The sequence below is a fragment of the Luteolibacter sp. Y139 genome (assembly GCF_038066715.1).
Lineage (GTDB): Bacteria > Verrucomicrobiota > Verrucomicrobiia > Verrucomicrobiales > Akkermansiaceae > Haloferula > Haloferula soli.
In genome coordinates this window covers 46175-71910 of the sequence record NZ_JBBUKT010000004.1, presented here as the reverse complement: position 1 = coordinate 71910, position 25736 = coordinate 46175, and the positions used below count along the sequence as shown (strand labels likewise).

Sequence of the window (25736 nt, the reverse complement as noted above, 5' to 3'; positions counted from 1 at the left end):
CGAGGTCAGCCGGCCTTGCGGCGATGATAGAGAAGGAATTCGACGACCAGCAGCGCGATGGCCACCACCAGCAGCCAGAATGAGATCGGATAGCCGCGCTCGACCGAGGCCCCACTGTCCGCCGGACCAGTGCCATCGAGCACGGTCTCCGCACGCTCGAACAAGGCACCACCAAACCAGCGCGCTCCCGCGGTGGTCGTCGCGAGATAGTGCCCGAGCTTCGCCACGGTGAAATCACCCGCCGGGATCGGAGTGCCATCCGGCTTGGTCACGGGACCGCCGGCATTCACGCGCGAACCCGTGGGATGTGCCGAGCGCAAGACCGGCCCGCGACCGCTGAGATCAAGCGCGGCCCCGTGAACCAGCGCGGGAAAGGCCGGTGAAAAGAAGAACTCACCTTTCGCCGGATCCAGATTCACCACCAGCGCATCCTTCCCCTCCACACGGGCCTTCCACATCAGCGGCTTGCCCGTTTCCGAGGTCGCGAGAATCAAGGCACCCGCCACCGGTGCAAGATCACGCGCGCCCTCAAATCGCATTGCCTCAAGATCGAGGTGCTTCGTCACCGGATGCCCCGGGATCTTCGTCTCGGCGGCCAGGACCTCGATCTCCCCGCCACCACCGCTCCAAAACGGCGACTCACCGGATGGCGCGAAGATGATCTGCTGCGGGTCAGTGGTGGCACTACCTTGTGCGATGGTCACGTCCGCGTCCTTCTCGGCAAGGGACAGCATCCCGCCTGTCAGAGAGAACGCCTCGACGCAGCGCTGGAAGAACGTCGCCTGCGGCGCCACGACTTTCACGGTCACCGGCTTCGGCTCGGCCAAGCCCAGCGCCACGACATTGTCCGTCGCCAAGGCATCGGGGAATTTCAACTCGGCAGTCCACTTCCCGGCAGCGGCATCATCGATATCGAGCGTGTCGCTGGTTTCTTCGCCGGGCTTGAGCGTGATTGGCACCAGACGGGCGAGCCCCATTTCATCGTGGCGAAGTTCGAGCTCGGCACTCGTCTCCTGCTTCACCGAGGAAGCGATCCGATAGAAAAACACCGCACCCCGCGTGGTGCCCGGCTTCCGATCCAGATCGGCGGCGATAAAGCCCGCATTCACTGCGGACGGAGCCAAGCGCATGATCTCCACGCTTGGATCAAGCCCCTCCCAACCGCGGTTGCCATCGGTAATGAGCAGCACGCGACCCGCGCTGCCGGCACCCTTCGCGCAGGAGTTCATGGCAGCCACCGTCTGCGGACCCACCGGAACGTCTGCCACCTGCAAGCGCGCGATGGCATCCGTGAGGTCCTTCGGCGAATCGCTGGCGTGACTCAGGAAATCAAGCTCGCCCGCAGCGGTCGCCAATGCGGCACGCCGCGTCCCATTCAGAGCACGGATGATCTCACGGGCCCGCTCCTTCGCGGTCTCGATCCCATCCTTCCCACCCGCAGTCGTCTTCGCGCGCATCGACGGCGAAGTATCGATCACGATAAGCAAATCGCGCTTGTCCTGCGAAGCCGGACGAGGTCCCGCGGCAGCGAGAGCAATCGCACCAAGAGCCAGCGCCAACATTAGCAGCGAGAACAAATCACGCAGCCGCTGGAAGAGCGATGAAGCCTTCTTCTCCTGGAAGATCTTTTCCCACAGGAACAGCGCATTCACCGGAAAGCGCCGCGGACGCACCTTCAGGAAATAGGCCGCGATCAACGGCGCAAGCGCCGCGAGCATCCACAGGAATGCGGGGGAGATGAAGTTCATGGCCTTTCGGACGTCATGGCGTTCGTAGCGGAACGACTGCGTCGTTCCGGCAGGGAGCGGCCCGACTCACAGATCGAGAGTTGCGACATCACGCGGCGAGCCCTCCTCTCTGCAAAATCGCGCGGATCACCTCATCAAAGGCCTCGCTATCGAGTGTGCGCGTGAAGCCAATCCCACGCCGCGCGCATTCGACGCGCAGCTTCTCATTCCAGTCTGCCACCGCAGCGGCATAGGCATCGAGCTCACGGCTCGTCACCGTCACCTTGCGACGCTTGCCGGACTCAACGCACTCCAGTTCCAAGTCACCCTTGCGGTCACACTTCAAGTCCTCCTCCGAAAGCACCTGGATCGCATGCACATCATGACCCAGACCGGACAAGCGCTTCAGACCTTCCTCGAAACCCGTCGGATAGAAGAAGTCCGAGATCACCACCACCAGACCCTTCTTCCGGTGCCGCGCCTGCAACGTCTTCACACAGGTGGAGAAATCCGTATCCTTCCCGAAACAAGTCGCGCTCTCCAGCGAACGCAAGAACGGCAATACCTTCCCCCGTCCCCGCGAAGCCTCAAGCAAGGGCCGCAATTCATCCGCCATGCCATAGCAAGCGACGCGATCCTGACAATTCAGCCCGATGTATCCCAGCGCCGCCGCCAGCTTCCGCGCCATCGCCGTCTTCGTCTGCATCGACCGGCTCATGTCTAGCAAGAGGTAAACGGTCGCGTCTTCCTCGAGCTCGAAAAGCTTGATCACAAGCTCGTCGAAACGCGCATAAACGCGCCAGTCGATCGCACGGTAGTCGTCTCCGTGGCGATACTCCGCATAGTCCGCGAAGGTAATACCGGTCCCCTTGCGGGTGCTCTTGCGATCCGCCTGCATCGACCCGCCGAGCACACGCCGGACGAGAAGGAACAGAGTCTCCAAGCGGCGAATGAACGCCGCTCCAGTCAACTCACCGGGTGGAAGTGCTTCAATGGATTCGGCCATCGGTGGAAATCGGGATGGTTCAAGATCGGATAGATAAGGAGCAGCGACACTCTTGTCGCCAGCAGGAGCAGGAATGTCCCTGCTCCTTGCCAATCGTCGTCTTCAATACGCCCCACGAATCGCCGCGCGCACCAGATCGACCGGCTTGATTCCCTCCGCCTCACCTTCAAACGAAAGAATCATGCGGTGGCAAAGCGCCGGCGGCGCGACGGCATCGACATCCTCGCGCGCCACATGGAATCGGCCATCCAGCAAGGCCCTCACCCGCGCGGAGGAAAGCATCGCCTGCGCAGCACGCGGGCTCGCTCCATGCCGGACGTACTTCTTCACCTTCTCCGGCGACTTGTCGTTCTCGGGGTGGGTATTGCGGACCACTTTGATGAGATGATCCTGCACATCCTTCGCCACGGGAATCTCGCGCAGTGTCTGTCCCATGCGCAGGATGTCCGCGCCATGGGCGACCGGCTTGATCTCCGGCGTGCTGTTGCCCCCGGTTCGATTGAGGATCTCCGCGAACTCGTCGTGATCCGGCAAGCTGACGTTCAACTTGAAGAAGAAGCGGTCGAGCTGCGCCTCGGGCAGCGGATAGGTGCCGTCGTTCTCGATCGGGTTCTGCGTCGCGAGCACGAAGAACGGCAGATCCAGCGGGTGACTGATACCTGCCACCGTGACGCGCTTTTCCTGCATCGTCTCAAGCAACGCGCTCTGCGTCTTCGGCGTGGCGCGGTTGATTTCGTCGGCGAGCAGGATGTTGCAGAAGACCGGCCCGGGCTGGAAGACAAGCTCGCGACTTCCTCCTCTATCCGAGAGGACCTGGGTGCCGACGACGTCGCTGGGCAGCAAGTCCGGCGTGAACTGAATGCGGCCGAACTTCAGGTCGAGCGCTTTGGCCAGCGTGTTGACCAGCGCGGTCTTGCCAAGGCCGGGCACGCCTTCAAGCAGGACGTGACCGCCGCAGCAGATGGCCGTGAGGACATTCTCCACGATGTCCTTCTGGCCGACGATGAACTTGCCGACCTCATCGCGGATGCGATTGAAGGTTTCGGCGAACTGGACCGTTTCGTTTTCGAGTGTCGCGGGCATGGGATGAGGGAAAGTGCCGGGTGATCAGTGATCGGTGGAAAGACAGGTTTATTCGGAGGGCGTATCGCCGGTTTCGTGGACGCGTTCGAAGTATTCGCGGACGCCGAGCTTGAGCTCCTCCGGGATGTCATCGCGGCGGACTAGTGACTCCATCTGGCGGCGGAATTCGCGCGCTTTGTCCACGCCGGCACGACCGGCGATGCCGGTGCCGCTCTCGGCGGATTCGACCGAGTTGGAAGACGGGCCCTCGCCATCCGGATTGCCCTTGAGCTGGGCGAGGTTCTTGTTGTCCTTGAGTTCGTCGCGCTCGTTGCGCCGGTTTTGCTCGCTGCCCGTGCCGGCCTTTTTCCCGCCGGGCTGCTGCGATTGTGCCATGGATTGGGCGAGTCCCAGCACCTGGCTCTGTCCTTGGGCGAATTGACGAGCTTCGCCCATACCGGCGCGCAGCTTGTTGAGCTTGTCCTTCGCCTTCTGGCGGGCACCCAGCTGTCCGAGACGGTCTCCCAGCTTGCCCATCTTCTCGCCGAGCTTCATCGCCATGGCCTCGGCATCGGGATCAAATTCACCCTGCTCCATTTTCGCGCCGAGCTGGCGGGCATCCGCATCCATGTCCTCCAGCATCTCTTGCATCGGCTGCTGGTTGCCATTGTTCATCTGCATCTGCTCGCCATCCATCTTGTCGCCCGGCTTCTGCATCTTGCCGAAGTTCCGCTGGCGGGCTCCGTCGGCCATCCGCTTCGCCATCTCCTTGGCCTTGGCAGCATTCTTCTTCAGCTGCTCCAGCTCCTCCGGCGTCATCTTGTTCTTCGCCTCGGGCTTCATTTCGCCGAGTTCCTGCTGGGCCTTCTCGAAATCCTTCGCATCGAGCTGCTTGCCCAGCTGGCGGGCATCGGCGAGCGATGACTTGGCAAGCTCCTCCGCGGACAGCTTCAGCACGGCTTCATCCTGGCGGGCCTCCAGCCCCTGCATGGCCTTCGCAAGCTCCTGCTCGAATTTGGCGATCTGCTTCTCCGCCTCGCGCTGGTCCTTGGTCTCGGCGAGCTGCTTGGCAAGCTCCCGCAGCTTGGACGGATCCAGCACCTTCTTCTCATCTTCGCCCAGATCCTTGATCAATTCTTCCACCGCCTCCTCGACCTGCTTCTTCACCTCCGCGCTCCGCTCGGCCGTCATCTCCTCGCGCGCAAGCCGGTCCCGCACCGCCTGACTGTGCGGCAGCAGCGCCAGCCCTCCGGCGATCACCGCGAACAATACACCGATCCCATACGCGCGCTTCGGATGGACCAGCGGAACCCCGGCCGGATCGAGCGATGAAACCTTCGCGACCAGCATCTTTTCCTGCAGCTGGTACACCTCACCCTCACCGCCCTTGGCGCGGAAGCCGAGCCACGACAGAAGGCCATCCTTCAGCCCGAAGGTCTCGTCAGCCACCAGGGCCGCATCCGTCGAGTTCCTGCGGGAAGCCACCAGAGCGATGGCAAACACCAGCAAGGCCGAGCCGGTCGCAATCGCGTAGCCGATCCGCGGCGCGGCGTAGCCAAAGATCCGCCACGCCACCGCCCAGGCGAGACAAGCTCCCGCACCAGCCAGCAGGCAACGCGCTCCGATGCGCGAGGCAACGCCGCGGTCAAGCCGATGGCGGACGGCATCCAGGAATGAAGTGAGCGAGGTCATGGCGTTGAATTTTAGACCGTGGATGATGCGGAAGGCGTGGGATGGGACAAATCAAGCACGAGACAGGCCTCGCCGGCCCATCCTGCGGAATAAATTCCGCACTCCCGGTGACATGAGCGGTCCGTGATCATTTCTTCGTCTCTGCCTTCTTGATCAGATCTTCCATCCACTTGCGCTCTTTTTCGTCAAGATCGTCGGGTTTGATCTCCTTGGCGATGGCCGCGGCTTCAGCCGTCTTCTGCTGGCGGTCCTCGAGGTACTTCGCCCGGTAGGCCCGTGCATAGGCGGCCGACTTCGCATCGCCGCTCGCCTTCGCGGCAGCGTCGGCGGCATCGAAGCCCTTGATCGCGTTCTCCTTCTCATCCGAGCGCCACCCGATGATACCGGCCTTTTCCGTCAGGAATTTCGCCTTCATCGGGTGATCCGCGGGAAGAGCGTCCACCACCGCGAAGATGTCCTCGCGGGTGAACGCCTTGGAGTCCAGCAGTCCGGACAGCACCGTCGGGTGAGTGATCTCGCGCTTCAGGGTCGCGGGGTCGGTCAGCATCGCGGCGAGAAGGTCCCGGCGCGGCTTCTCGTACGCCGCATCGGTGAGAGGGGGCTCGTGGATGGTCGGAAACGCCTGGGCCAGCGAGTGCTGCTTGCGGACTTGGTCGTAGCGCTTGCGCGTGTCCGGGGGAAGCCCGTCCAGCCAGCGATCAAAGGCCGAGCCATCACCGCCCGCAAGCTGCGACATGATCCCGAGCGCGATCGCATCGCGCTGCATATCCCGCTGGTCGAAGCCGAGCAGCACCTCGCACAGCTTCAGCGCCTGCGCCGCGGCGGCCTTCTTCTTGTCTCCCTCCAGCTCATAGATGCGACGGATCAGCAGCGTGGCCTGGGGATCGAAGAAGCGATCCATCTGCTGCCCGGCGTAGTACTCGTTGTTTCCGCCGGAAATCACCTGGATCGACTCCACCTGCTTGATCAGGCGCGAGGCATCGCCCGATTGCTCCAGCTGGGCTTGGATGCTGCGACGCAGGAGAATCTCCATCACCGCCTGTTCCTCACGGTCGATCGGGCCACCATTGTAGTTCGAATGGGTGGTCGTCATCACCAAGGCACCGAGGTCGGTGCCGCGGGTCACCGCTTCGATCTCTGAGTCGAGGATGCTGGCGCAGGCTGGCTCCACGGCCAGCGCGGCGAGCGATTCCAAGCGCGAGACCCGCGGCTTCGGCGCTTCCGCGGCGAAGCGCTTGGCCAGCGACACGAGGCGGTCCGAACGTTTCACCGAGGGAGCTGCCGCATCTTTCGCATCCGGCAGGGCGGAAATGAGGCACTCCACGCGGAAGCCCTGCGCGGGGTCTTCGATCACCTTGAGCCACCCGGGCAGCGCCGCTTCGCTCTCCTTCGAGAAAGGCGGCAATTGCTGTCCCTCGATCTTCTCACCGAGCACCACCGCTCTCATCGCCTGATGATATTCACCGGGCCGCGCAATCAACATCTTGGCGGAATCTCCCAGGCCCCCCTGCCAGAGTCTGACGGCGAGATCCAGGCGACCCCGTACTCCCGAGCCGGTGCGAGCGGCTCGGGCGATCCCCTCCGCATCGCCGGCACCCAGGGCCAGCGACAGGTTCAGCGCCGTGATCAATCCGTGCGCCTTGTCCTCTTCGCCACTGCCATTGGCGAAATCAACTCGGCTCTTCTGGAAAGCATCCAGCAAGCGCTTCGCATCCTCCTTGGAAATGCTCTTCCAGCTCGCGAAGTTGTTCAGCGCCGGCACCGACTGGTAGCCAGCCCACGTGCGATCCGGCGTCAGGTAGCTGCACAGGAAATCCGCCATCGCCTTGGCACAGGCCGGATCGTCCAGCTGCGAGGACGGACGTTCGTAGAGAAGTCCCACCACCGTATCGAATTTCAGCTCGATGGGGATCTTCGCTTCCGCCACGAAAGCGGCGAAGCTCGCCTTGAAATCCGCCTTGGCCGCATCGTTGGGCCGATCGCCAGCGCCAGCGAGCACGGCCAGCTTCACGGCATTGGCGAAGACCGGATCCGTCTTCTTCAGGTCGGCGGTCCATGCAGACAGCTTCTCCTGCCAGCCGTTCGGATAATTCCACGGGCTCTGGTTCCGAATCCGGTTGATCACCAGCGCTCCCATGATCCCGCGGAGTTCGGCGGGCGTGTCCTTGATGAGCAGGGTGTAGAGACCCGCACTCGTCGGCAGGCCATCGGCCAGCTTGAGCTTCTTGATCTCCGCGTCACGCCGCTTGATCTCGTCCTGGAAAATACGATCCAGGTAGTAGCTGAAATTGCTCTCATACTCGCCGAGCTTGGACGCCGATGGCTGCTTGCTGAAGGCCGCAAGAAACTCGCACAAGTCCTTCAGGGGAATCTTGCGATTGAGCAGGAGGTCCATCAGCTGGGCGTGGGCATAGGTATCCTGCGTGTTCGTAAAGCCGCCGCTGCTGGAAGACCAGCCCTGCGAGCTCCCGCGCATTTGCTCCAGGGCCTTGTCCCACAGCTTGGCTGCCAACTCCGCATTCCCGCTGACAAGCCGGCTGACAAGCTGCTGGATCTCACTGTCGGAAGAATAGGAAGAACGCCCGTCTTGGGGGATCCCGTCCTTGAGATACTGCTCCGCTTTCTTCTTTGCCTCGCCATCGCCCTGCTTGAGGTTTTCCGTCAATTGCTTGCGCACGGATGCAGACGCCTTCGTTGGCGCCTCCGGCAGCCACGTGGCGATGAAACCCCACAAGTCCTGGCGCGCTTCGGCCGACCACTTGGCGATGGTAGCGGACTCACGATCCAGCTCGGCATAGGCGACCTCCGGTTTGTTCGCGAGGATCGCACCGAAGATTCTCGCCCAGAAGCGATCCGCCCCTTCGACCTTCATCAGCTCCTCTCCCAGCTTCGGCGCTCCGTCCCGCTGCTTCAGCCGGTTCAGGCCGTAGTCGAGCATGCTCTTGCCATTGCCATCCTTCGGATCCGCCACCACCTCCGGGCCGGGTGCGAAGTAGCCGGCATTCAGCATCCGTGACGCCGCCGGCACGTTGCCATTCGAATTCTCGAGGATCTGGTACCAATTCAGCGATCCACCTCCCGTCAGCCCATAGCCGGCCGCGAAACGCATGGCGCACACTGCCGTCACCTCATTGCCGTTGAATGACGACCAGATGTTCTGGAAGGCATTCATCCGCTGGTTCGGCCCCTGCATGTAGTACCCGCCATTCCGGAGTTCCGCGTAGAGCGGCCACGCTTCCTCAGGCCCCAGGATTTTGGTGGTGAGCCGGCGCAGCGCCGCCATGCGCGCCGCTGGGTCTCTCGCATCCTCCACCGACTGCGCGAGCTCCTGGGCGAAGGACTGCGAATCATAGGTCCCCTGGCGGAGCCCCTCACACATGAAGTCCTCGATCGCGCCCTTCAAGTCGTCGCGTTTCGCCGCAGCCGCCGTCCGAGAAATCCACTCCAGCTCCACGGTGCTCTGCTGGGAGCGTTCGGCTGCCGTTTTCTTCCACTCCTCGAACTTTGCCAAGCCGGGTGCCGCCACGATCGCCTCGCAGGTTTCGATCGTCTTCGCCCAATCGCCCCCTTCCTTCGCGAGACCGAGGATGAACTCCTTGTCGTAAGGCTCCATCACCTTGCCCTGCGTCGCCCGCTGCGCCAGCCATGCCGAGGGCATCAGCCCCTGGGGACGATTGCCACCGGATGACGAATTGCCCCGCACCCATGACCACAGGTAGCCCCGCCGATTCGAGTAGTAGCGCCGGCTCACCGGCGGCGGCTCGATGCGGATCACCAGGCGCATCGCGGACAATGCGGCGGCATCCAGTTCCTCCGGGGTCGCGCCAAGCACCTCGCGCGTCCCGGAGAGCAGCACGAATCCCTGCTCGGCGGTCTGCGGGTGCCGGACCATCGCGCGGAACATCCGCTTGCACAGCTCTTCCCGGCGCTGCGACTGCTCCTTGTTATATTGTTCCCCATTCCCCTCCTGCTTTTTGAAGAGCGAGGTCAACTGCACGTCCATCGAGTCGTCGGACACGAGCTGGGCCATCAGGTAGTTCACCCAAGACAGGTTGCGGTCGTTCTTGAAACTCGGCTCCAGGTTCTCAAGCAGGCCGGTCATGGCCTCCAGACCATCGAACTTCTTGGCCGCGGTATTGCCACGCATCCACGTCGCGAAGAGGGAAGAAATCATCTCCTCGTCGAAGTTGCCCTTGGCCAGTTCCTTCGCCTGCTTGAGCTGTTCCTCCGGCTTCAGCACCGAGTAGAGTGCGGTCTTCACCATCACGTCATCCGGCTTCTCTTCCGCCAGCTTGCGCAGCAGTGGCTCCGCGTCCGCCTTCTGCTCCAGCGAGATCAATAGCAGCGCGTGATCACGGCGACGATTGTAACTCGCCTCACCCACCGGGGCGCTGAGCCGCACCATTTCCTTCTCCAGCTTGAGCGACTTCACGTTGCTCATCAGGCGTTCCGTCTCGTAGCTGGCGTTGGGGTTGGTCGCCATCTGGCGCAAGCTCGCGAGCAGCAGGCGGGCAGCGGCCTCGCGCTTGCCATCCTTCGCGAGCCGGCCGGCATCCTCAGCGGTTTTTTGCCTGCTCGGGGAACTGCGGGAGATACCGTAGCGATTCCTCATCGCGCGGTTGACGAAGCCATTGGCCGGGCCGCTCACGAAGCGCTTCGATTCGTCCTCCATGCCCAGCTCCTTCATCCAGCCGGCGAGCTGCCCCTTCATTTCCTGATTGAAGGAAACCGACTTGCGCATGCGCAGTGCCGCCCGCCGCGCCGGCTCCAGATCCACATCCTTCGCCTGCGCCTTGGCCAGGGCCACGCCGGTAGTCACCAGCTCCTGCTCCACTCGCTCGCGCCACGGACTGTTGTCCCCCAAGTCGCGTGCCTTCAGTAGCAGCGCGTAGGATTTCTCAGGCGACTTCTTCGCATAAAAGTACGATGCCAATAGGAGTTCCTCGAGCTTGGCATCCGGAGCCGCCTCGATCGCCGCGATCTCGCGCTCGACCTCCTTGGTCTTCCCCGCCGGCTCGTAGATACAAATCCTCTGCACCCGGTCCTCCACCTTGCTGGCCAAAGCGGCCAACCCCTCGATATCCACCGGCTTCTGCGGGGTCTGGCCGGGGTAGTTCGTTTCGGTGTCGCCTAACAATTTCAGCAACTGCCGGTTCTTCTCCGTCATCTGGCCGCCGTTATTGTTGCGGTTCCCCAGCAATCCATACACCTGCGGCGAGATCTCTGCCAACACCTGTGGGTAAGCCTGTCGATTGCCCGAGCCGCCCATGTAGCCGTAGTAATTCATCCGGTAGCGGTTGGCCGCTTGCTGGGCCTTCACCGGATCGCGCTTCATTTCGGCGTTCATCCGGTTCAGCCACTCGATCCCCCGCTCCAGCTGGCCGTCCCTGATCCAGCGGCCTGCCAACTCCATGGCGTAGTAGTTTCCCGTCAGTCCGCCGTCCATCTTCTCGAGTCCGGCGAGGAAAAGCTTCTCCGCCTCCGCCTTCACCTCGGCCGGCACCTTGTCACCGCCGAAGGCAACGCTCTGGATCTGATAGAAATTGTTCTTCTGCTTCTCTTCATCGAGCCGCTTGAAAAGCTCGATCCGTTGCCGCGCTCCCTTTTCGCCGACGCCATCATCACCATCCAGCGGCAACCGGTTCGCCATCCAGAAGGCAAGTTCCGGATCATCCTTCGAAACTAGGTCGATGCCACGCTGGATCACCGCGTTGAAGTCCTTGTCCGGTTTGCTCCGGTTCGGCTGCGAGGAGGAGAGCTGGAAGTACCAGCGGAAATCATCGGGCTTCGCCTTGTCGCTCAGCACCAGCGCTTTCAACTCTTCCGCATCGAGGAAGAAGACGCGCTTGAAGGAATCCAAGTCCTCGAAGTGGCTGGACGCGACCTTCGCGAGGATCGCCGGCCGCTTCTCCTTGTCATCCTTCGCTGCCTGGAAGAGCTGCGCCAGCGCCATCCGCCGCAGCGCATCCGCGGACACCGGCAGCGGCACGTCGCCCGGCTGCGTCCCGCCATAGTATCCATAGCGGTCCGGGTCCTTGAAGCTCATCACCTGCGACTGATACTGGTAGAACTCCGGCATCGCCTTGTGGGAAACCACTGGCTTCTTCGCCGTGGGATTCATCCCGGGGTAGTTGTATCGATTCTGGGGAACCGCCGGCACCGGGGTCTTGAGATCTCCGTCGGCCTCCAGCAGCGCGGCAAAGCGACCGAGCGCCTCGTCCTTCTTCCCACCTTCTAACAAAACCACCGCATACAAGTAGGCGAGCCGCCAATCATCCGGATACGCGACCGTCTCGCGCGCCAGCACGGTGGCTGCCGCTTCCCATTCCTTCGCACGCGCCAGCGGCATCACCAGCTTCTCGACCGCGCGCGCGTCGGAAGACTTCCCGCTCTCCGCCAGCTCGCGCAGGGCACGCTCGGTCTCTCCCTGGCGAATCCAGAAGGAGGAAAGCCGGCGCCGCGCCTCGGGTGCATCCGCACCACCCAGCATCCCGCGCAGGATATCCGCCGAAGCATCCGCATTCCCCGACGTCTCCTGCAGATCCGCCATGCGGAACTTCAGCTGGGAATCGTCCGGCTTGCGACGCGAGGCTTCCGCCACGCACTTCTGCTCTTCATCCGGAAGCTGCCATTCGCGATACATGTCGGCCAGTGCCAGCAAGGGCAGCGGCGACGAAGGATTGTCACGGGCGCGACGCCGGAAGTCGGAAATGAGTTCTTCCTCCTTGCCCTCGGTCTCCGCCATCCGCGCCAAACCCGCGGCCCATTTCAACTTCGATGCAGGCGACTCCGCCTCGTCATAAAGTGCCGTGAAACTCCGCCACGCCTCCTCCATCATCCCGGCCTCGCGCTGCGCATCCGCAAGCTTCTCGCGCAGCTCCTCCTCGCCACCGAATTTCGCCAGCGCACGCCGCAGCTCCGCCACCGCTTCCGCCGGCCGCCCGTCGCCCAGTAAAAGCTCGGCACGCTTGGTCCACGCCGCCTTGTCACCCGGTGCGAGCTTCAGCCATTCATTGGTCGCCTCCAGCGCCTTTGCGGAATCCCCGTCCCGCTCTAACAGTTCCACCAGCTTCTTCACGTGCGCGGTCTTCATCCCGCCGGGCAGCGCCATCATCTCGCGCATCGCCGCGATCGCCTTGTCCATGTCACCGCGGATTTCGTGAAGCCGCACCCGCTGCGTCGCCGCCAACAGGCTGTCATCCCCGGCCATCGCATCCTTCAGGACTTTCTCCGCCGCGATGCTGTCGCCCAGCGTCTCGTGGATCTCGGAAAGCAAGCACCGCTCCGGCAGCGTGAGATCCTGCTTGGACGCCAATTCATCCAGCCACTTCTTCGGCTCTTCCGCCCGTGCGATCAGCGAACTTGCAAGCCGCAAGGCCGTGTCCAGATCCGTCGGGGATTTCGCCTGCCTCACCAGCTCCATCGCCTGGGGAATCGCGGACTCCGGCTTGTCGCTGAGCTGCGCCGCCTGGCACAGCGCCGCGAGCAAAAGCGGATCATTCGGGAAATCCTTCACCCGCGGCTGCAGCATCGCGAAGGCCTCGCTCGACTTGCCATTCGCCGCCAGCGAGCGCGCGATCCGCAACAGCCCCTCGCGGTCCGCCGCCGCGGCCATTTCTTTCCAAAGCGCCACGGCATCATCGCCCTTCTCGCGAGCCACCAGGAATGTCGCCAGCGCTTCGCCCGCCTCACCTCCCTTGCCGTGCTTCGCGATCGCCTCGCGCAAGATCTTCTCCGCGTCGCCGAACTTCTCGAACCGCTCTAACAAACGCGCCCGCGCCACCTGCCCGGCCTCGTCATCCGGCGTCAGCGCGATCGCCTTGTCGAGCGCGTCCTTCAGCCCTGCGTCATCCTTCAGTGCCTTCTTGAGCGCCGCCATCCGCTCCCAGAGGGCGACGTCGCCCTTCGCTGTTTCGAGCAAGGCCGCCAACTCCTCCGAGGCTTCCTTCGGCCGCTCCGCTCCTTCTAACAAGCCGATGAATTCCTCCCGCACCTCGCGGTCGCCGGGCATCACCTTGAGCACCTCGCGGAACATCGCGATCGCCTCGTCCTCCTCACCCCCGGCCAGCATCGCCTTCGCCGCTTCCTTCTTCACCGCCACGCGACGCGGATAAGCCTCGCGCAAGCCGCCGAGGAATTCCTTCAAGCCCGCCGAGTCATCCTCGCGCGAAAACAGTGCACCCGCACGAGCCAATACCTCGCGTTCGAGCCACGATCCTTCCGCCGAAACGGCGAAGACATCGCGATATTCCTTCAGCGAGTCTTCCTTCTTTCCCGCCTGAGCCAGGATCTCCGCGACTTGCAGGTGCCGCAGCGCCTTCTTGTAGGGATCATCCGTTTTCTCCGCCAGCTCGCGGGCTGCGGTCACCGCTTCCTCGAGCATGCCTTCGCCGATCTCGAGCTCTACCAAATCCTCCTTCAGTCCCTCGTCGGCCGGATTCGCGGCGATGAGTTCCTTCCACGCCTTCACCGCCTCCGCGGGTCGGCCGGCGCGCGCGAGGATCTTGCCGCGCAAGGTTCCTGCTTCGACACCGAGTTCCTTGTCCTTCGCCGCCACAGCCAGGTCTTCCAGCGCGGCATCGAACCGCAGCGCCACTCCGAGCGCCTTGCCGCGTGCTAACCGGGTCGCCGCATCCTGAGGAGCCAGCTTCACCGCTTCATCGAGCGCTTTCAACGCCGCCGCCTCGTCGCCCGAATGCTCATGATAAACCGCCAGCAAACGCCAGTCCGCCGCCGCACCCGCCTTCGCCCGCTCCTCCAACTCCGGCTTCAGCGCCTCGAGTTCCTTCTCCTCAAGCCACGCATCCAACATGCGGCCGAACAGCACCGGGTTTTCCGGCTTCTTGAGCAGCATCGTCCGGTAGCGCTCCGCCTTTTCCGGAATCTCACCAGCGCTCAGGGGGAAGACGCACGCAGCCAGAATGAGGATAACTTTCCGGTTTATCATGGGGCGCAGATTGAACGGACAACCGTGCGAAGCAATTCGAATTCTTTACTACTTTTTGTAGTCGAAAGTCGCCTTTCCTACCGGCCACAATTCAACGCAACGGAAACACCGGGTGGACCGATTCATGTCTCCGGAATCCCCGTCTTTACGCTGAATTTACAGCTTCCTACCTTCGCAGAAGCCTTCAAGAAGCCTCACGCTCCCGTCGTATCCTGCGTGCTCGCAATCACGACGGCAAAACCTTCTCCACCACCATGTCTATACATGGCATGTTCGGTGAAAAATCAGTGAACCGTTCTTCCTGATTTCTTCACAAATCCTTATCTCCCGCGGAGGCATGGTCCAGCGTTCGCAACGCGAACGCGACAAGCTCACGACCGGCGGACCGTTTCCTTCAGTTCCAGCATCGTCGGCTCGTTGCAGTACGGACAGCGGAAGTGCCCCTTGAAGAGCACCCCGTAAGCCACCGGGAAGCGATGGCTTCCCGCCACGCACCGCGCGTTTCGATGCTTGGAGCAGCCCTTGCGGGAAAGCACCGGCATCATGCACAGCGGGCACTTCCCTCCAGAGGCGAAGATCCATTGCAGGATCGCCAACACCGCCGCAGCCCCTCCGAGCGCTAGGGCGATTTTCGAATGGCCCGCCTCTCCCGAAAACACGGCCATGATCGCCATCACCAAGGCGGCCGGAATCAACAATCGACTGAGGCACAACAAGATGGCCGCCAGTTGCAGCTTGACGATCACTTGGGCATGTCTCGGACGATGCATGGTGGGTTCCTCGGGAAGCGCTTCTATCGACTCGCTCCCATGATTTCGCAAATCCGAAGATCACGAAATCTTTTCAAGATGGGAGATTTTCCCATATTCTTCCTTGGCCTTACGCCGTGGAGGAACCACGCCTTTCCAAAATGACGCCCGTTCATGGCCAGCTTCCACTGTCGGCCAACTTCCCGCCCCAGCCGGAACCCGTCATACCACCCGCTCGCAATTGCGTGTCACGTTCCAGCCGGAAGGCGTCGAACGGTGGATAACTCCAGACAGGGAAACCATCACTCCGATGCCTCTGCCTTCACCTGAATCAAGGCGACGAAATTCTTCCCTACCGATTCCGCGCTGCCGCCCTTCCAAGACGAAAACCGAGCATCCTTCACCGCCTCGTCAGGCATCATCCCGCCCATCGCGATGAAGTCGCCATCGTTCACCAGCACGCTGGAACTCATCTTCTTCACGTCAAAGACCGGCATCTCGATCCGGTTTTCCGTAAGCACCACATCCACATCACGTCCGAAGATCCCTTTGCCCTTGGTCTTGATCGGCGTGCCGTAGTTCACGAAGCCGAGGAAGCTCCCGCGCTTGAGATCCAGTTCCACCTGAATCTTACCTCCCGCCGATCGCGTGGCGCGGTAGCCCAGCTCCACGCCGAGATTCTTCTTTTCAAAGGACGTAGGGGTCGCCGGGGTTACCGACTGGATCTGCCCGTCCACCACTTTGCCAACCACCGGCGGCTTGTACTCCGTCGGATAGACGAACTCCCGCGTCACCTTCAGCTCGCGCTTTTCACCCAGCTTCGCCGAGGAAACCTGCGGCTTGCCCTGCAATAACTCGAAGCCTTTCCGCCGCGACAAGGAAGCGACCAGTGCCTCACCGGCTTCCGCATCATAAGTTCCCGCCACACCGGGCTGCTGCTGGCCCTTCACAAAGGCAAAGCTGTCCGGAGCCGTGAAAAAATAAGCCTTCACTGCCATGCCCGGCTTCGCCGCCTGACGCGCCACCGGCACGCTCACCCGTTCCATGCCGCCATTCGGCATCCCGCACGAAGCCAGCCCGCTGGCGCATGCAATGCCCGTCAAAGCAAGCATCCAAGAAGTCCGGCGGGACGATTCATGAGGGGAGTCATTCATCCCATGACTCCATGTGGCCCCCTTGTTTTCGTCAAGACACCAGTTCGTCCCGGCCAAGGACTCGCCATTCATTACCCGAAGATTGAATACTTTCGCGTGAATTCCCGTCTTCACTCATCGCCATGAAGCTATTCCCACCCCTCATCACCGCCGCATGCGCCGTGCTGTGCATTTCCAGCCTCTCGGCGCAGGAGCCTCCCGTCCTGTCCCTCGACAAGCGCCCCACCTACCAAACCCTCACCGCGGCTGGCTTCAAGCTCCTCAACCGGGATCCCTCCTACGGCAATCAGCTCCAGGCAACCGAGTACAGCGTCGAGGCAGGCCGCTTTCTTCTAAACGCGGGTGACTCGCGATCGATTCCTTTCGAGAGCGATGATGTCGGCGTCGGATTCGCCAAACATGAGCTTACCCCACCGGGAGCACACTATCCGCCCGCTCTTCCGGTTCAGGATTCGACCCCCATTTCACGGTTTTCTTTCTCCTGCACTTACCCTGACCTCGCTGCCGCCCGTGCCGCCCTGGCATCGCTGGAAAAACCGCTCCAGCTCGACATGACCAAGGTCGATGCCTGGATTCAGCACCGGCTCTGGGAATCAGCGCCCGGTCTCAAGCTTGCCGCCACCGTTCCCGACGCAAAAGCCACGGTCTCCCTCTACTATCAGCCGGAGGACCAAGGAAACGGTCGAAAGGTGGAAACCCGGTTGAGTTTCCAATTCCAGTGGAATGTGCTCCCGCCCAAGGAAGGTCAGCCGGGTGGCGCCCGCCCACCGCGCCTCCGCACGATCCCACCACCGCAGGGCCAGCAAGGCCAACCCGCCCAGCCCCCACAGCCGGTCCCCGGTCAGCCTCAATAAGCCAGGGCAGCCCCGATCAGCGCAATACAGTCAAAACCCCTCCGCAAGCCGCTTCTCCGAAACCTTCATCTCAACACCGATATCCGGGGCGAAGAGCGACAATCGGAACTCCTCTAACAGCCACCCATATTCCCAGAGCGCCGGATCATCCGGTCTCGCCGTCCACGCGATGAACCACGGCTGCCAGAACTTCCGAACCCGCTCCATCTTCTCCAGATCCTTCACCAGCGGCAGGCTCGTAAGACGGCCGAGGCGCGAGCGAATTCCGCGCAGGTAGCGATCGTGGCTTCTCATCCGTGCAAATCCGGAACGCCACACGAAGCGTGGACGTAGCAGCCACGCGAGTTCTTCCTCCAGATCCGCAGCGACGGCCGAAAGGTTGCGGTCCTTCGCGTTCTCATGGATCCACTGCCGCACCGGCCCAATCGCATCGAAGGTGGCATCCAGTGACTTGCCAATCGCGTTGGCCGCTTCGAACCACTTGCCCTTCCCGTCCTTCGACTTCGCCGCAAATTGGGCCGGCGTGGTGAAACGCTTGGCACCCAGCGCCCCTTCACCAGCAAGCGCGATCAGATCATCCAGCGTGATTCCCATCCGCGGCAGCTCCACCTTCGCCATCAGCCCGAGCGGATATTTCTTCTTCAGGTAGGCCACTTGATCCGGCTGCGCGAGCATCAGCAGCCGCACCTGCCCGGCGCGGTGCGATTGTTCCGCCTCGGACTGTCTCGAAAAGGCACGCACCCCGACCGATGAGCCTTCATCCACCAGCGCCGGAAAGGCGGGACCCGCGGACGTCTCGATCCGCTCCGGCACATCGCCTTCCGTCCACGCCTTCATGCCGCCGCGTTCCCACTCGGCATTCGCCGCGGCCTCGAACCGATCCTTCACGACCTTCCCGAGCTTGGCCCGCAGCGTCTTCACCTCCTTGCCAAAGGCGATCTCGTTTTCCTCGTCGTCACAGACCCAGATCTTGGTGATCAATTCTTCCGGCAAGCGCTCCAGATCAAAGTCGCGCGGCTCCACGGTGAAGCCCGAAAACTTCGTCAAGTACTGCGCGAGCCGTACTTCGAGCGGCGCGTCCTTTTCCCGATAGCGCCATTCATCGGCAAAGCCATTCGAGGCCTCAGCCACCGGCTGGCATTCGCGACGCAAGTCCTTCGGCAACGAGCGGATCAACCACTCGGCACGCCACGCAAGATCGCCCGGCACGCCCCACGAAGGCAGCCAATCCGGCAGGTTCGGAAGCTGGTCGATGTGCACGCCCATCGTTACCCCATCATCACGCTCACCCGGCGCGGCGCGATAGTAGAGCGCATATTCCTGACCCGCGTGCTCGATCCAATCCGGATGCCCTTCAAGGTCGAGCGCATCCAGATCCTCCAGCACCACGTCCTGCCGGTTCGCGAGGATCTGCTCCTCATGCTTGCCACGCCAGTCGTGGAAGGCCTTCGCCGTGCACATTCCCTCCGGCAAACGGCTTTCGAAGAACTCAAGCACCGCTTCCTCGCTCCACAGCCCGCCGGGCCGGCGCAGCTTGTGCTCGATCCCTTCGATCTCTTCCTTCAAGGCGGCAAGCCGCTCGGCAGCCCGGGACTTCCCCTTCACGCCGCCCTGCATCAGTCCTTCCCTGACAAAAATCTTCCGCGCACCCTCGGGATCGATGCGCCCGTAGTGCACACGCCGGCCCGCGACGATGGGTAGCCCACCGCACAGGACGGTCTCCTTCGCATACACCGCGCCATGCTGCTCATCCCAATGCCCGTCACCATAGCGTTTCGTGCACAGGTGCGATGCCACCTGCTCCACCCAGGCCGGATCGATGCGAGCGATCCGCCGCGCCCACAGCCGCGTCGTCTCGACCAGCTCCATCGCCATCACCCAATCCCAGCGCTTCCCCCCGAACAGGCCGGATCCCGGAAACACCGCGAAGTGTCCACCGGAAGCGCTGCGATACGCCCTCTCCTCCCGGTCCCACAGCCCGAACTGCCGCGGTACCCCGGCAAGCAGCGAGCGATGGAATGCTTCGTATGAAGCCCCCTTCTCGACCGTCTCCGGCGCCGGCTTCAGATGCCAGCGCAGCTCGCGATCCAGGAGTTCCTTCAGCTCATCATGAACGTTCGCCCACTCGGTGACGCGGCGATAGCTGAGGAAAGCATCACCGCAGAACTTGCGAAGCTGATTGCGCTTCCAGCCACGCCCTTCACGGAAACGCTGCAGATCGAGCCACAGCCGCAGGATCGACCGGAAGTCCGAATCGACATCCTTCCAGCGCGCATGCGCCGCATCCGCCTGCTTAATCTTCTCCGCCGGGCGCTCCTTGGGATCGCTCGATTCAAGAAGCGCCACCACCGGCAAAATTTCTCCGAGGCAATGCTCATGCCGCGCCTCTAACAAGATCCGCGACAGCCGCGGATCCACCGGCATCCGCGCCATCGTGCGACCGGATTCGGTGAGATTCTTCTCTTTGTCCAGCGCCCCGACTTCCCGCAATGTCCGGTATCCCTCGGCGATCGCCTTCGGAGCCGGCGGATCGAGAAACGGAAAGTCCTCGATGTCCGGCAGCCCCAGCGACTTCATCCGTAGGATCACCCCGGCGAGCGAACTGCGCCGGATCTCCGGATCGGTGAACTCTGCGCGCTCGTTGAGGTTCTCCTCAGAATAAAGCCGGACACACACGCCCTCCCGCACACGCCCGCAACGCCCTTTCCTCTGGCGGGCGCTCGCTTGCGAGACTTCCTCGATCTGCAAGCGCTGCACCCCGCGAGCCGGGCTCCAGCGACTGACCCGTGCCACCCCGCTATCCACCACGCTGACAATCCGCGGAATGGTCAGCGAGGTCTCCGCAACATTCGTCGCGAGGATGATCCGGCGCTTCGAGCCCGGCGAAAAGATCCGCTGCTGGTCGCCAAGGCCGAGGCGCGCGAAGAGCGGCAGCACCTCGGTATTGCGATATCTCCTGCCATCGAGCGCATCGGCACAATCGCGGATCTCGCGCTCGCCCGGCAGGAACACCAGCACATCGCCCATCGGATCTACATCCGTCAACCAATCGACCGCACGCGGCACATGGCGGATCAGCTCTTCCTCTTCATCAGGCGGCAGGAAGAACTCCTCCACCCCGAAGGTGCGCCCCTCCGCCTGAAGCACCGGCGCACCATTGAAGAAGGCGGAGAATGACCCCGCATCCAGCGTCGCGGAGGAAATCACCAGCTTGAGATCCTTGCGCCGGCCTAACAGCCGCTTCAGGTAGCCGAGCAGGAAGTCGATGTTCAGCGAGCGCTCATGAGCCTCGTCGAGAATCAGCGCGTCATACTGCTTCAAGTCCGGATCGCCCTGCGTCTCGGCCAGCAGGATCCCGTCCGTCATGAACTTGATCCGCGTCTCCTTGGTCGTCTTGTCCTCGAACCGCACCTGATAGCCGACAAATCCGCCCAGCGGTCCCTTCAGCTCCTCCGCCACCCGCTTCGCCACACTCGCCGCCGCAATCCGCCGCGGCTGGGTGCACCCGATCTTCCGCTTGGACCCCGCCAAGGCCTCGGCCACCATTTTCGGCAGCTGCGTCGTCTTCCCCGACCCCGTCTCGCTGACCACAACCACCACCGGATTCCCCTGAATCGCAGCAACGATCTCCCGCCGCATGCCGACAACCGGCAGGCTTTCAGGGTAGTTCAGCGGCGGCAGGGCGTCCGTCATCGCGCGGGGGGACATAGACGGCCCAGCGCCCCACCTCAAGCCCGGCCACGCAAACGGGCCAAGTCCGCCAAATCCTGAGGCCTTCCCGTAGCAGCCTTGTTAGCTTCCAGAGCTGCTTTCCCGATGACAAAAACCTTCAAATCATCGAGTTCCACTTCAATTCTCGATTCGCACGCCATCTCCCAAGTCACACCGCTGATCCCGGTCAAAAGGTCGATCCTGTGGGGAGCCCGGCCGAGTTGAATCACTTGATCCGGCACGAGGAAGTCGGCAGTACTGAGGCCAAGTTCGCCAAAGCCAAACTCTTCGATCACCCCAGCCATCTTCGAAGCATTCTCGGGTGAAACGAACACGAACAAGTCGATATCTTCCGTGAACCGGGGTGCTCCGTGAAACGCAAGCGCATAGCCGCCAACCAGAAGGAACTCAACTTTCCGCGAGAGCAACAACGCGACAAACTCGTGGATGTCCTTTTGTAGCTTCATCGGCATCGGGATAAAAGGAGGCTCCGCGCTCCAGGATCGTGGCAAAGACTTCAAGGGCCTCAAGGGGGTCCTCAATCAATGGAGGAATTCCCTCGGACGCCAAGGATCGCTTGATGACCACCTTTTGCACCCCGAAAGCTTAACACCCCTCTCGCACCTGTCGAGAGATTGACCACTCCCTCCTCCACCGCCCCGGACGGAACGTCCCGGTAACAAATCATCCAAGTCAGCTACAGCGCTCCTATCGGGGCTGGCTGCCTCGTTTCCAAAACTCGACTGCGACGTCAAATAGCCGCAGCACTCAAAAAAGTAAGGCCCTCTTCCTCGGAAAGCATCCACCCGCCCGGGAACCCATCCGGAATCAGGTGGCAGCGCCTTACCAGCACCGCTTTCGAAGAAGAGGACCCTGTGGTCCTAGACCCACAGCTTGATAAAACCAGAAGGCCGCCGTCGCCCCGAACGGCGAACGGCGGCTCGGATCTGACTTACGGCGAAGTCACACGCACCCGTGCGAACAGCCCGCCACCCGCGGCGTTGGAGGCGGGGATATTGACGGACACATGGTCCGGCGTGGCCTCCTGATCGACAGAGACGGTCACGCCATTGGCATAGGACCCGCCGGCTTGCGTGACCGGCACATCGGTCCAAGTCGCGCTCAGATTGGTGTTCCATTGGACGACCAAGGTGGTCTGCCCGATGGAATTCTCCTCGCGGTTGAATTCAAGGGTGAGTCCACCCGTGGCATCGGCGCTGGAAGTGAGCAGCGATCCACCGTCGCCAGCAAGCGGATCACCACCGAGCACCCACTCGAGGCCGTTGGCGATGCCGTCGCCTTCCGGATCGGCGTCGAAGGCCGGATCCTTGCCAGGAGAGCCATCGAGACCATGGGCAGTTGCCCACGTGACATACGGATTCTCCACGGAGGTGGAAGTCAGCTTCACCTGGTTCGCAGTGTAGTGGATGACGAAGGTATTGAGCCCGGTGTCCAACGCCGCGCCTTCCGGCAAGCCAGCGAAGGTGCCCGTCCGTCCGCTGGAGGCATCGACGATCACCAGATCTTCTCCGGCCGGGATGACACCGGCACCCATCTCGCTGAAGGTGAGATTCACACCCGAGATGTTCACCGTGCCCAGCGACTGGAGCTGGTCGGCGGAATCTTCCTCGTTGTCGATCTTCACGTGGAAGGTCGAGCCACTGGCCAGAACGGCCGACGGAACGAGGAAGATATCCGTGAGCAGGTCACCCGGGGCCAGCGTGGCACCGGAAGCGACGGTAAGCGCCGAGTTGTCACTCGTGCCGCGTCCCCCGATGGTGCCCGCATTGACCTGCGTCGCTCCACTGTAGGAATTGAAGCCGGTGAGGATCAAGGTGCCGGTGCCGTTCTTCACCAGACCACCCGTGCCATCGATGGCCCCCGCGAGCCGGACCGTATTGTTGGCCGTGTCGAAGGTGGTGTTGCCATTGGTGCCGGTAAGCGTGATATCCAGCGCCGAATTCCAGCTCGCCGCGGCATTCACGGTGCCACCGCCGAGATCGATCGTATACAGGTTGCTGGCAGTGGTGATCCCCGCCTCACCGATAGTGATCGAACCGCCCGAGAGCGTGTAGGTCGCATTGCCAAAGCCCAGGTTCGCACCCATGTCGAGCTGGCGAACTAGGACGGAGCCGCCGGTCTGGGTGAAGGCTGCGGTGACACCCGCACCATTTCCGCCGAGCGCGATGCCGAGGCGCTTGTTGCTCATGTCGAGCACGCCGCCGTTCATCTGATAGGTGGGATTGGTTCCGGTATTGACTCCGCTGGCACCGAGGAAGGCTTCACCGCGATTCGCCGGATTGTAGGTCAAGGTGCCGCCGTTCTGGATCACCGACGCGTTGCCGCCGTCGCGACCGAATACCAGCGCATCGTTGTAGTTGCCGGTGATGTTGATGACTGCACCCGGTTGGATGGTCACCGAAGCATTCGCTCCCGTGAAATTGCCAAACCAGATCACGGCACCGGCACCGGTGAAGTTCGTGGTCCCGCTGAAGGTCAGGTTCCCGTTCAGCGTGGACAGGCCGGTGAAGGTATTGGTCCCGCTGAAGGTCCGGTTGCCAGTGGTCGCCGAGTCGAGCAGGCTGCCATTGAAGGTATTGGTTCCCCCGAGGGTAAGTGCTCCCGAGCCAGTCCCAAGCGAGAGATTGCCTGAGGTGGTGGAAGTGCCATTGAGCGCGAGGTCCCCGGCATTCACCGTCACCGAACTACCGAAGGAAGTCGGCGCCGTGATCGTGAGCGAAGCGCTACCCGTCTTGGTCAAGCCGCCCGAGGCGGTGACCGTGTTGGTGCCTCCGATCGTATACGCGTTCACCGAATTCGCGACGTTGAGCGACGCAGTGGCCACATTGGTCGCGACATTCACCGCAGGCGTTGCCGAACCAGTGTCATCGAAGGTGACCGGATCGCCATCCACGAAGGCGGTGGGAGTCACTCCGACTTTCCAGTTGTTGGAAACGAAATCCCAGTTGTTGGTGGTCCCATTGCCCGCCCAAACAAGGTCGCGGCGGCTGGTCCCAAAGACCACGTCCGACCAGTTCTGACCAATCCGGATCTCATCGTGCTTCACGGTGCGGCCATTGACGAAAGCGGCCACGGAAAGACCGTTGAACGAAAAGTCTCCGCCATTCGTCTTAAGCAAGGTCGGCACCGCTGGCTCAGTCGCGGAAACAGGATTCTGATAAACCCTGATCTCATCTTGGTTCCCCGCCTTGAAATCGATCCTCATCACGTAGAAGTTCACACCGGTGCTACCAGGACCGATCAACGTCGGCGTGTTGGAAGGAGTCCTCAGGTTGACAACCGCATTGGACGTATCATTGCCGACGCCGCCGATACGACCGGGATCGCCGAGATTGCCCTTGTGAAACTCGAACTCGTAGAAGAGCGAGGTGCCGTCCGGCTGCTGCAGGAAGCTCAGATAAAGGGTCTTCCCATCCGCGCCGACATTGCCGTTGCCGTCGATGTAGCCCGCGGCACCGAGACGTCCGCCCAGCGAGGTGTCCAGCAGGCGTCCGTCACGCTTCGCATTCGGGATGAAGGAGCTGTTGGCCAGTGATTGCGCATCGTAGCCATTGGGCGCATTGGTGCCTGCCGCAAGATTGCCGCTTTGGACATTGCCACCGCCGCCGTCCACAGCCGTCCAAGGAGCCGCCCAGCCGAGGCCGCCCGCTTTCCCGTTCATGTTCGAGCTGCCTGCGTCGTAGTCGAAACCCTCATAAACCATCAGGCCCGCTGGCGTGCTTTGCACCACTACGGTTCCATTCGAACTCGAAGGCGCACCCTGCGAATTGGTAGCGACCACGTGATAAGCACCCGCATCACCAGCCTGCACATTGCTCAGAGTGAGCACCGGGCTGGTTTTCCCGGGAAGAAGGTCCACCCCGTGATACCACTGGTAAGTCGGAGCTGGATAACCACCGGCCGTTGCAACCAAGCTCACGGAGCCGCCGGCAAAGACCGTCGTGGAAGCCCGCGGCTGCGTGGCGAAAACCGGCGCCGACAGCGTCGGAATCGTGACATCCGACCAGCTCTGCCCGAAACGCACCTCGTCGTGCGCCACGGTACGTGCGATGCCGCCAACAAACGCCCCGAAGGAAACGCCATTGAACGACATGTCCGCAGCACCGAGCTTGGTCAGCGTCGGCACACCGGGCTCCGTCGCGGAAGTCGGATTCTGATAGACGCGGACGTCGTCATTGCCCGCCTTGAAATCAATCCGCACCACGTAGAAGTTCACATTGGTGCTGCCCGCTCCGATGAAGGTGTGGGTACCATTGGGAGCGCGGAGGTTCACATTGCCTCCGGGCTGGTCATTGCCAATCCCGCCAATGCGACCGGGATCTCCCAGATTGTCGCGGTGGAATTCGAACTCGTAGTAGGAGTCCGTGCCATTCGGCTGCTGCATGAAGCTCAGGTAAAGCGTCGTGCCATCGGCACCGATCCGGCCATTGACGTCGCGATAGCCCTGCTGGCCGAATGGACCGTTCGTGGAGGTATCGAGCAGACGGCCGACCCGCCTGCCGTTGGGCAGGAAGGCGCCTTTGCCAATGGAAAGCGCGTCGTAGCCGGAAGGCGAACTCGCACCGGCGGCCAGGCTGGCGAGGGTCACATCGGCGCTGCCGTTGTTGACCGTCAGCCAGTTTCCATTCCAGCCGAAGCCGCCGCCCAATCCTGTTAGATTGCCGGCACCGCTCGAATAGTCGAACCCCTCGTAGGCCAGCTGCGCGGCCTGCGATCCGAGAGGTGCCAACCATCCCGCAAAAATCAGGGCACAATTCCTGACGATAGAGGAGTAGGGTCGTTTCATGGGTTTATAACCAGGGGTTTCTCACTT

Annotated in this window: 11 protein-coding genes; 1 reads left to right on the top strand and 10 read right to left on the bottom strand. The window is 62.3% G+C overall.

The features are described 5' to 3' along the window. Nucleotides 1-5: 5 nt before the first annotated feature. The 7 genes from WKV53_RS11440 to WKV53_RS11410 all read right to left on the bottom strand — a co-directional run bounded on the left by WKV53_RS11440 (nucleotide 6) and on the right by WKV53_RS11410 (nucleotide 16295). Entirely contained in the window at nucleotides 6-1748 is a 1743-nt protein-coding gene (locus WKV53_RS11440) for a BatA domain-containing protein (RefSeq protein ID WP_341404723.1), read from the bottom strand. Between the two features lie 88 nt (nucleotides 1749-1836). Next, nucleotides 1837-2733, bottom strand: a complete 897-nt coding sequence (locus tag WKV53_RS11435) for a DUF58 domain-containing protein (protein ID WP_341404722.1) — start codon at nucleotides 2731-2733, stop codon at nucleotides 1837-1839. A gap of 102 nt (nucleotides 2734-2835) precedes the next feature. Continuing rightward, nucleotides 2836-3816, bottom strand: a complete 981-nt coding sequence (locus WKV53_RS11430; RefSeq protein WP_341404721.1) for an AAA family ATPase — start codon at nucleotides 3814-3816, stop codon at nucleotides 2836-2838. Between the two features lie 48 nt (nucleotides 3817-3864). Then, nucleotides 3865-5487 (bottom strand): hypothetical protein, encoded by a 1623-nt coding sequence (locus tag WKV53_RS11425; RefSeq protein ID WP_341404720.1) that lies wholly within the window; start codon nucleotides 5485-5487, stop codon nucleotides 3865-3867. A gap of 127 nt (nucleotides 5488-5614) precedes the next feature. After that, entirely contained in the window at nucleotides 5615-14434 is an 8820-nt protein-coding gene (locus WKV53_RS11420) for a tetratricopeptide repeat protein (protein WP_341404719.1), read from the bottom strand. Nucleotides 14435-14805: 371 nt separating this feature from the next. Further along, nucleotides 14806-15204: a hypothetical protein gene (locus tag WKV53_RS11415; protein WP_341404718.1), complete on the bottom strand. Its 399-nt coding sequence runs from the start codon at nucleotides 15202-15204 to the stop codon at nucleotides 14806-14808. 281 nt (nucleotides 15205-15485) lie between these two features. Beyond that, the gene (locus WKV53_RS11410; RefSeq protein ID WP_341404717.1) at nucleotides 15486-16295 is read right to left on the bottom strand and encodes a hypothetical protein; all 810 of its coding nucleotides are present in this window, start codon (nucleotides 16293-16295) and stop codon (nucleotides 15486-15488) included. A 164-nt stretch (nucleotides 16296-16459) separates the two neighbouring features. Between WKV53_RS11410 and WKV53_RS11405 the strand changes: the two genes are divergently transcribed. Then, nucleotides 16460-17191: a hypothetical protein gene (locus tag WKV53_RS11405; protein ID WP_341404716.1), complete on the top strand. Its 732-nt coding sequence runs from the start codon at nucleotides 16460-16462 to the stop codon at nucleotides 17189-17191. Nucleotides 17192-17221: 30 nt separating this feature from the next. Here the strand turns inward: WKV53_RS11405 and hrpA are convergent, their stop codons facing one another. The 3 genes from hrpA to WKV53_RS11390 all read right to left on the bottom strand — a co-directional run bounded on the left by hrpA (nucleotide 17222) and on the right by WKV53_RS11390 (nucleotide 25709). Next, a complete protein-coding gene (hrpA, locus tag WKV53_RS11400; protein ID WP_341404715.1) occupies nucleotides 17222-20884 on the bottom strand; it encodes an ATP-dependent RNA helicase HrpA in 3663 nt (1220 codons plus the stop codon). Between the two features lie 35 nt (nucleotides 20885-20919). Further along, nucleotides 20920-21369, bottom strand: a complete 450-nt coding sequence (locus WKV53_RS11395; protein ID WP_341404714.1) for a nucleotidyl transferase AbiEii/AbiGii toxin family protein — start codon at nucleotides 21367-21369, stop codon at nucleotides 20920-20922. 485 nt (nucleotides 21370-21854) lie between these two features. Continuing rightward, nucleotides 21855-25709, bottom strand: a complete 3855-nt coding sequence (locus WKV53_RS11390; protein ID WP_341404713.1) for a beta strand repeat-containing protein — start codon at nucleotides 25707-25709, stop codon at nucleotides 21855-21857. Nucleotides 25710-25736: the final 27 nt, after the last annotated feature.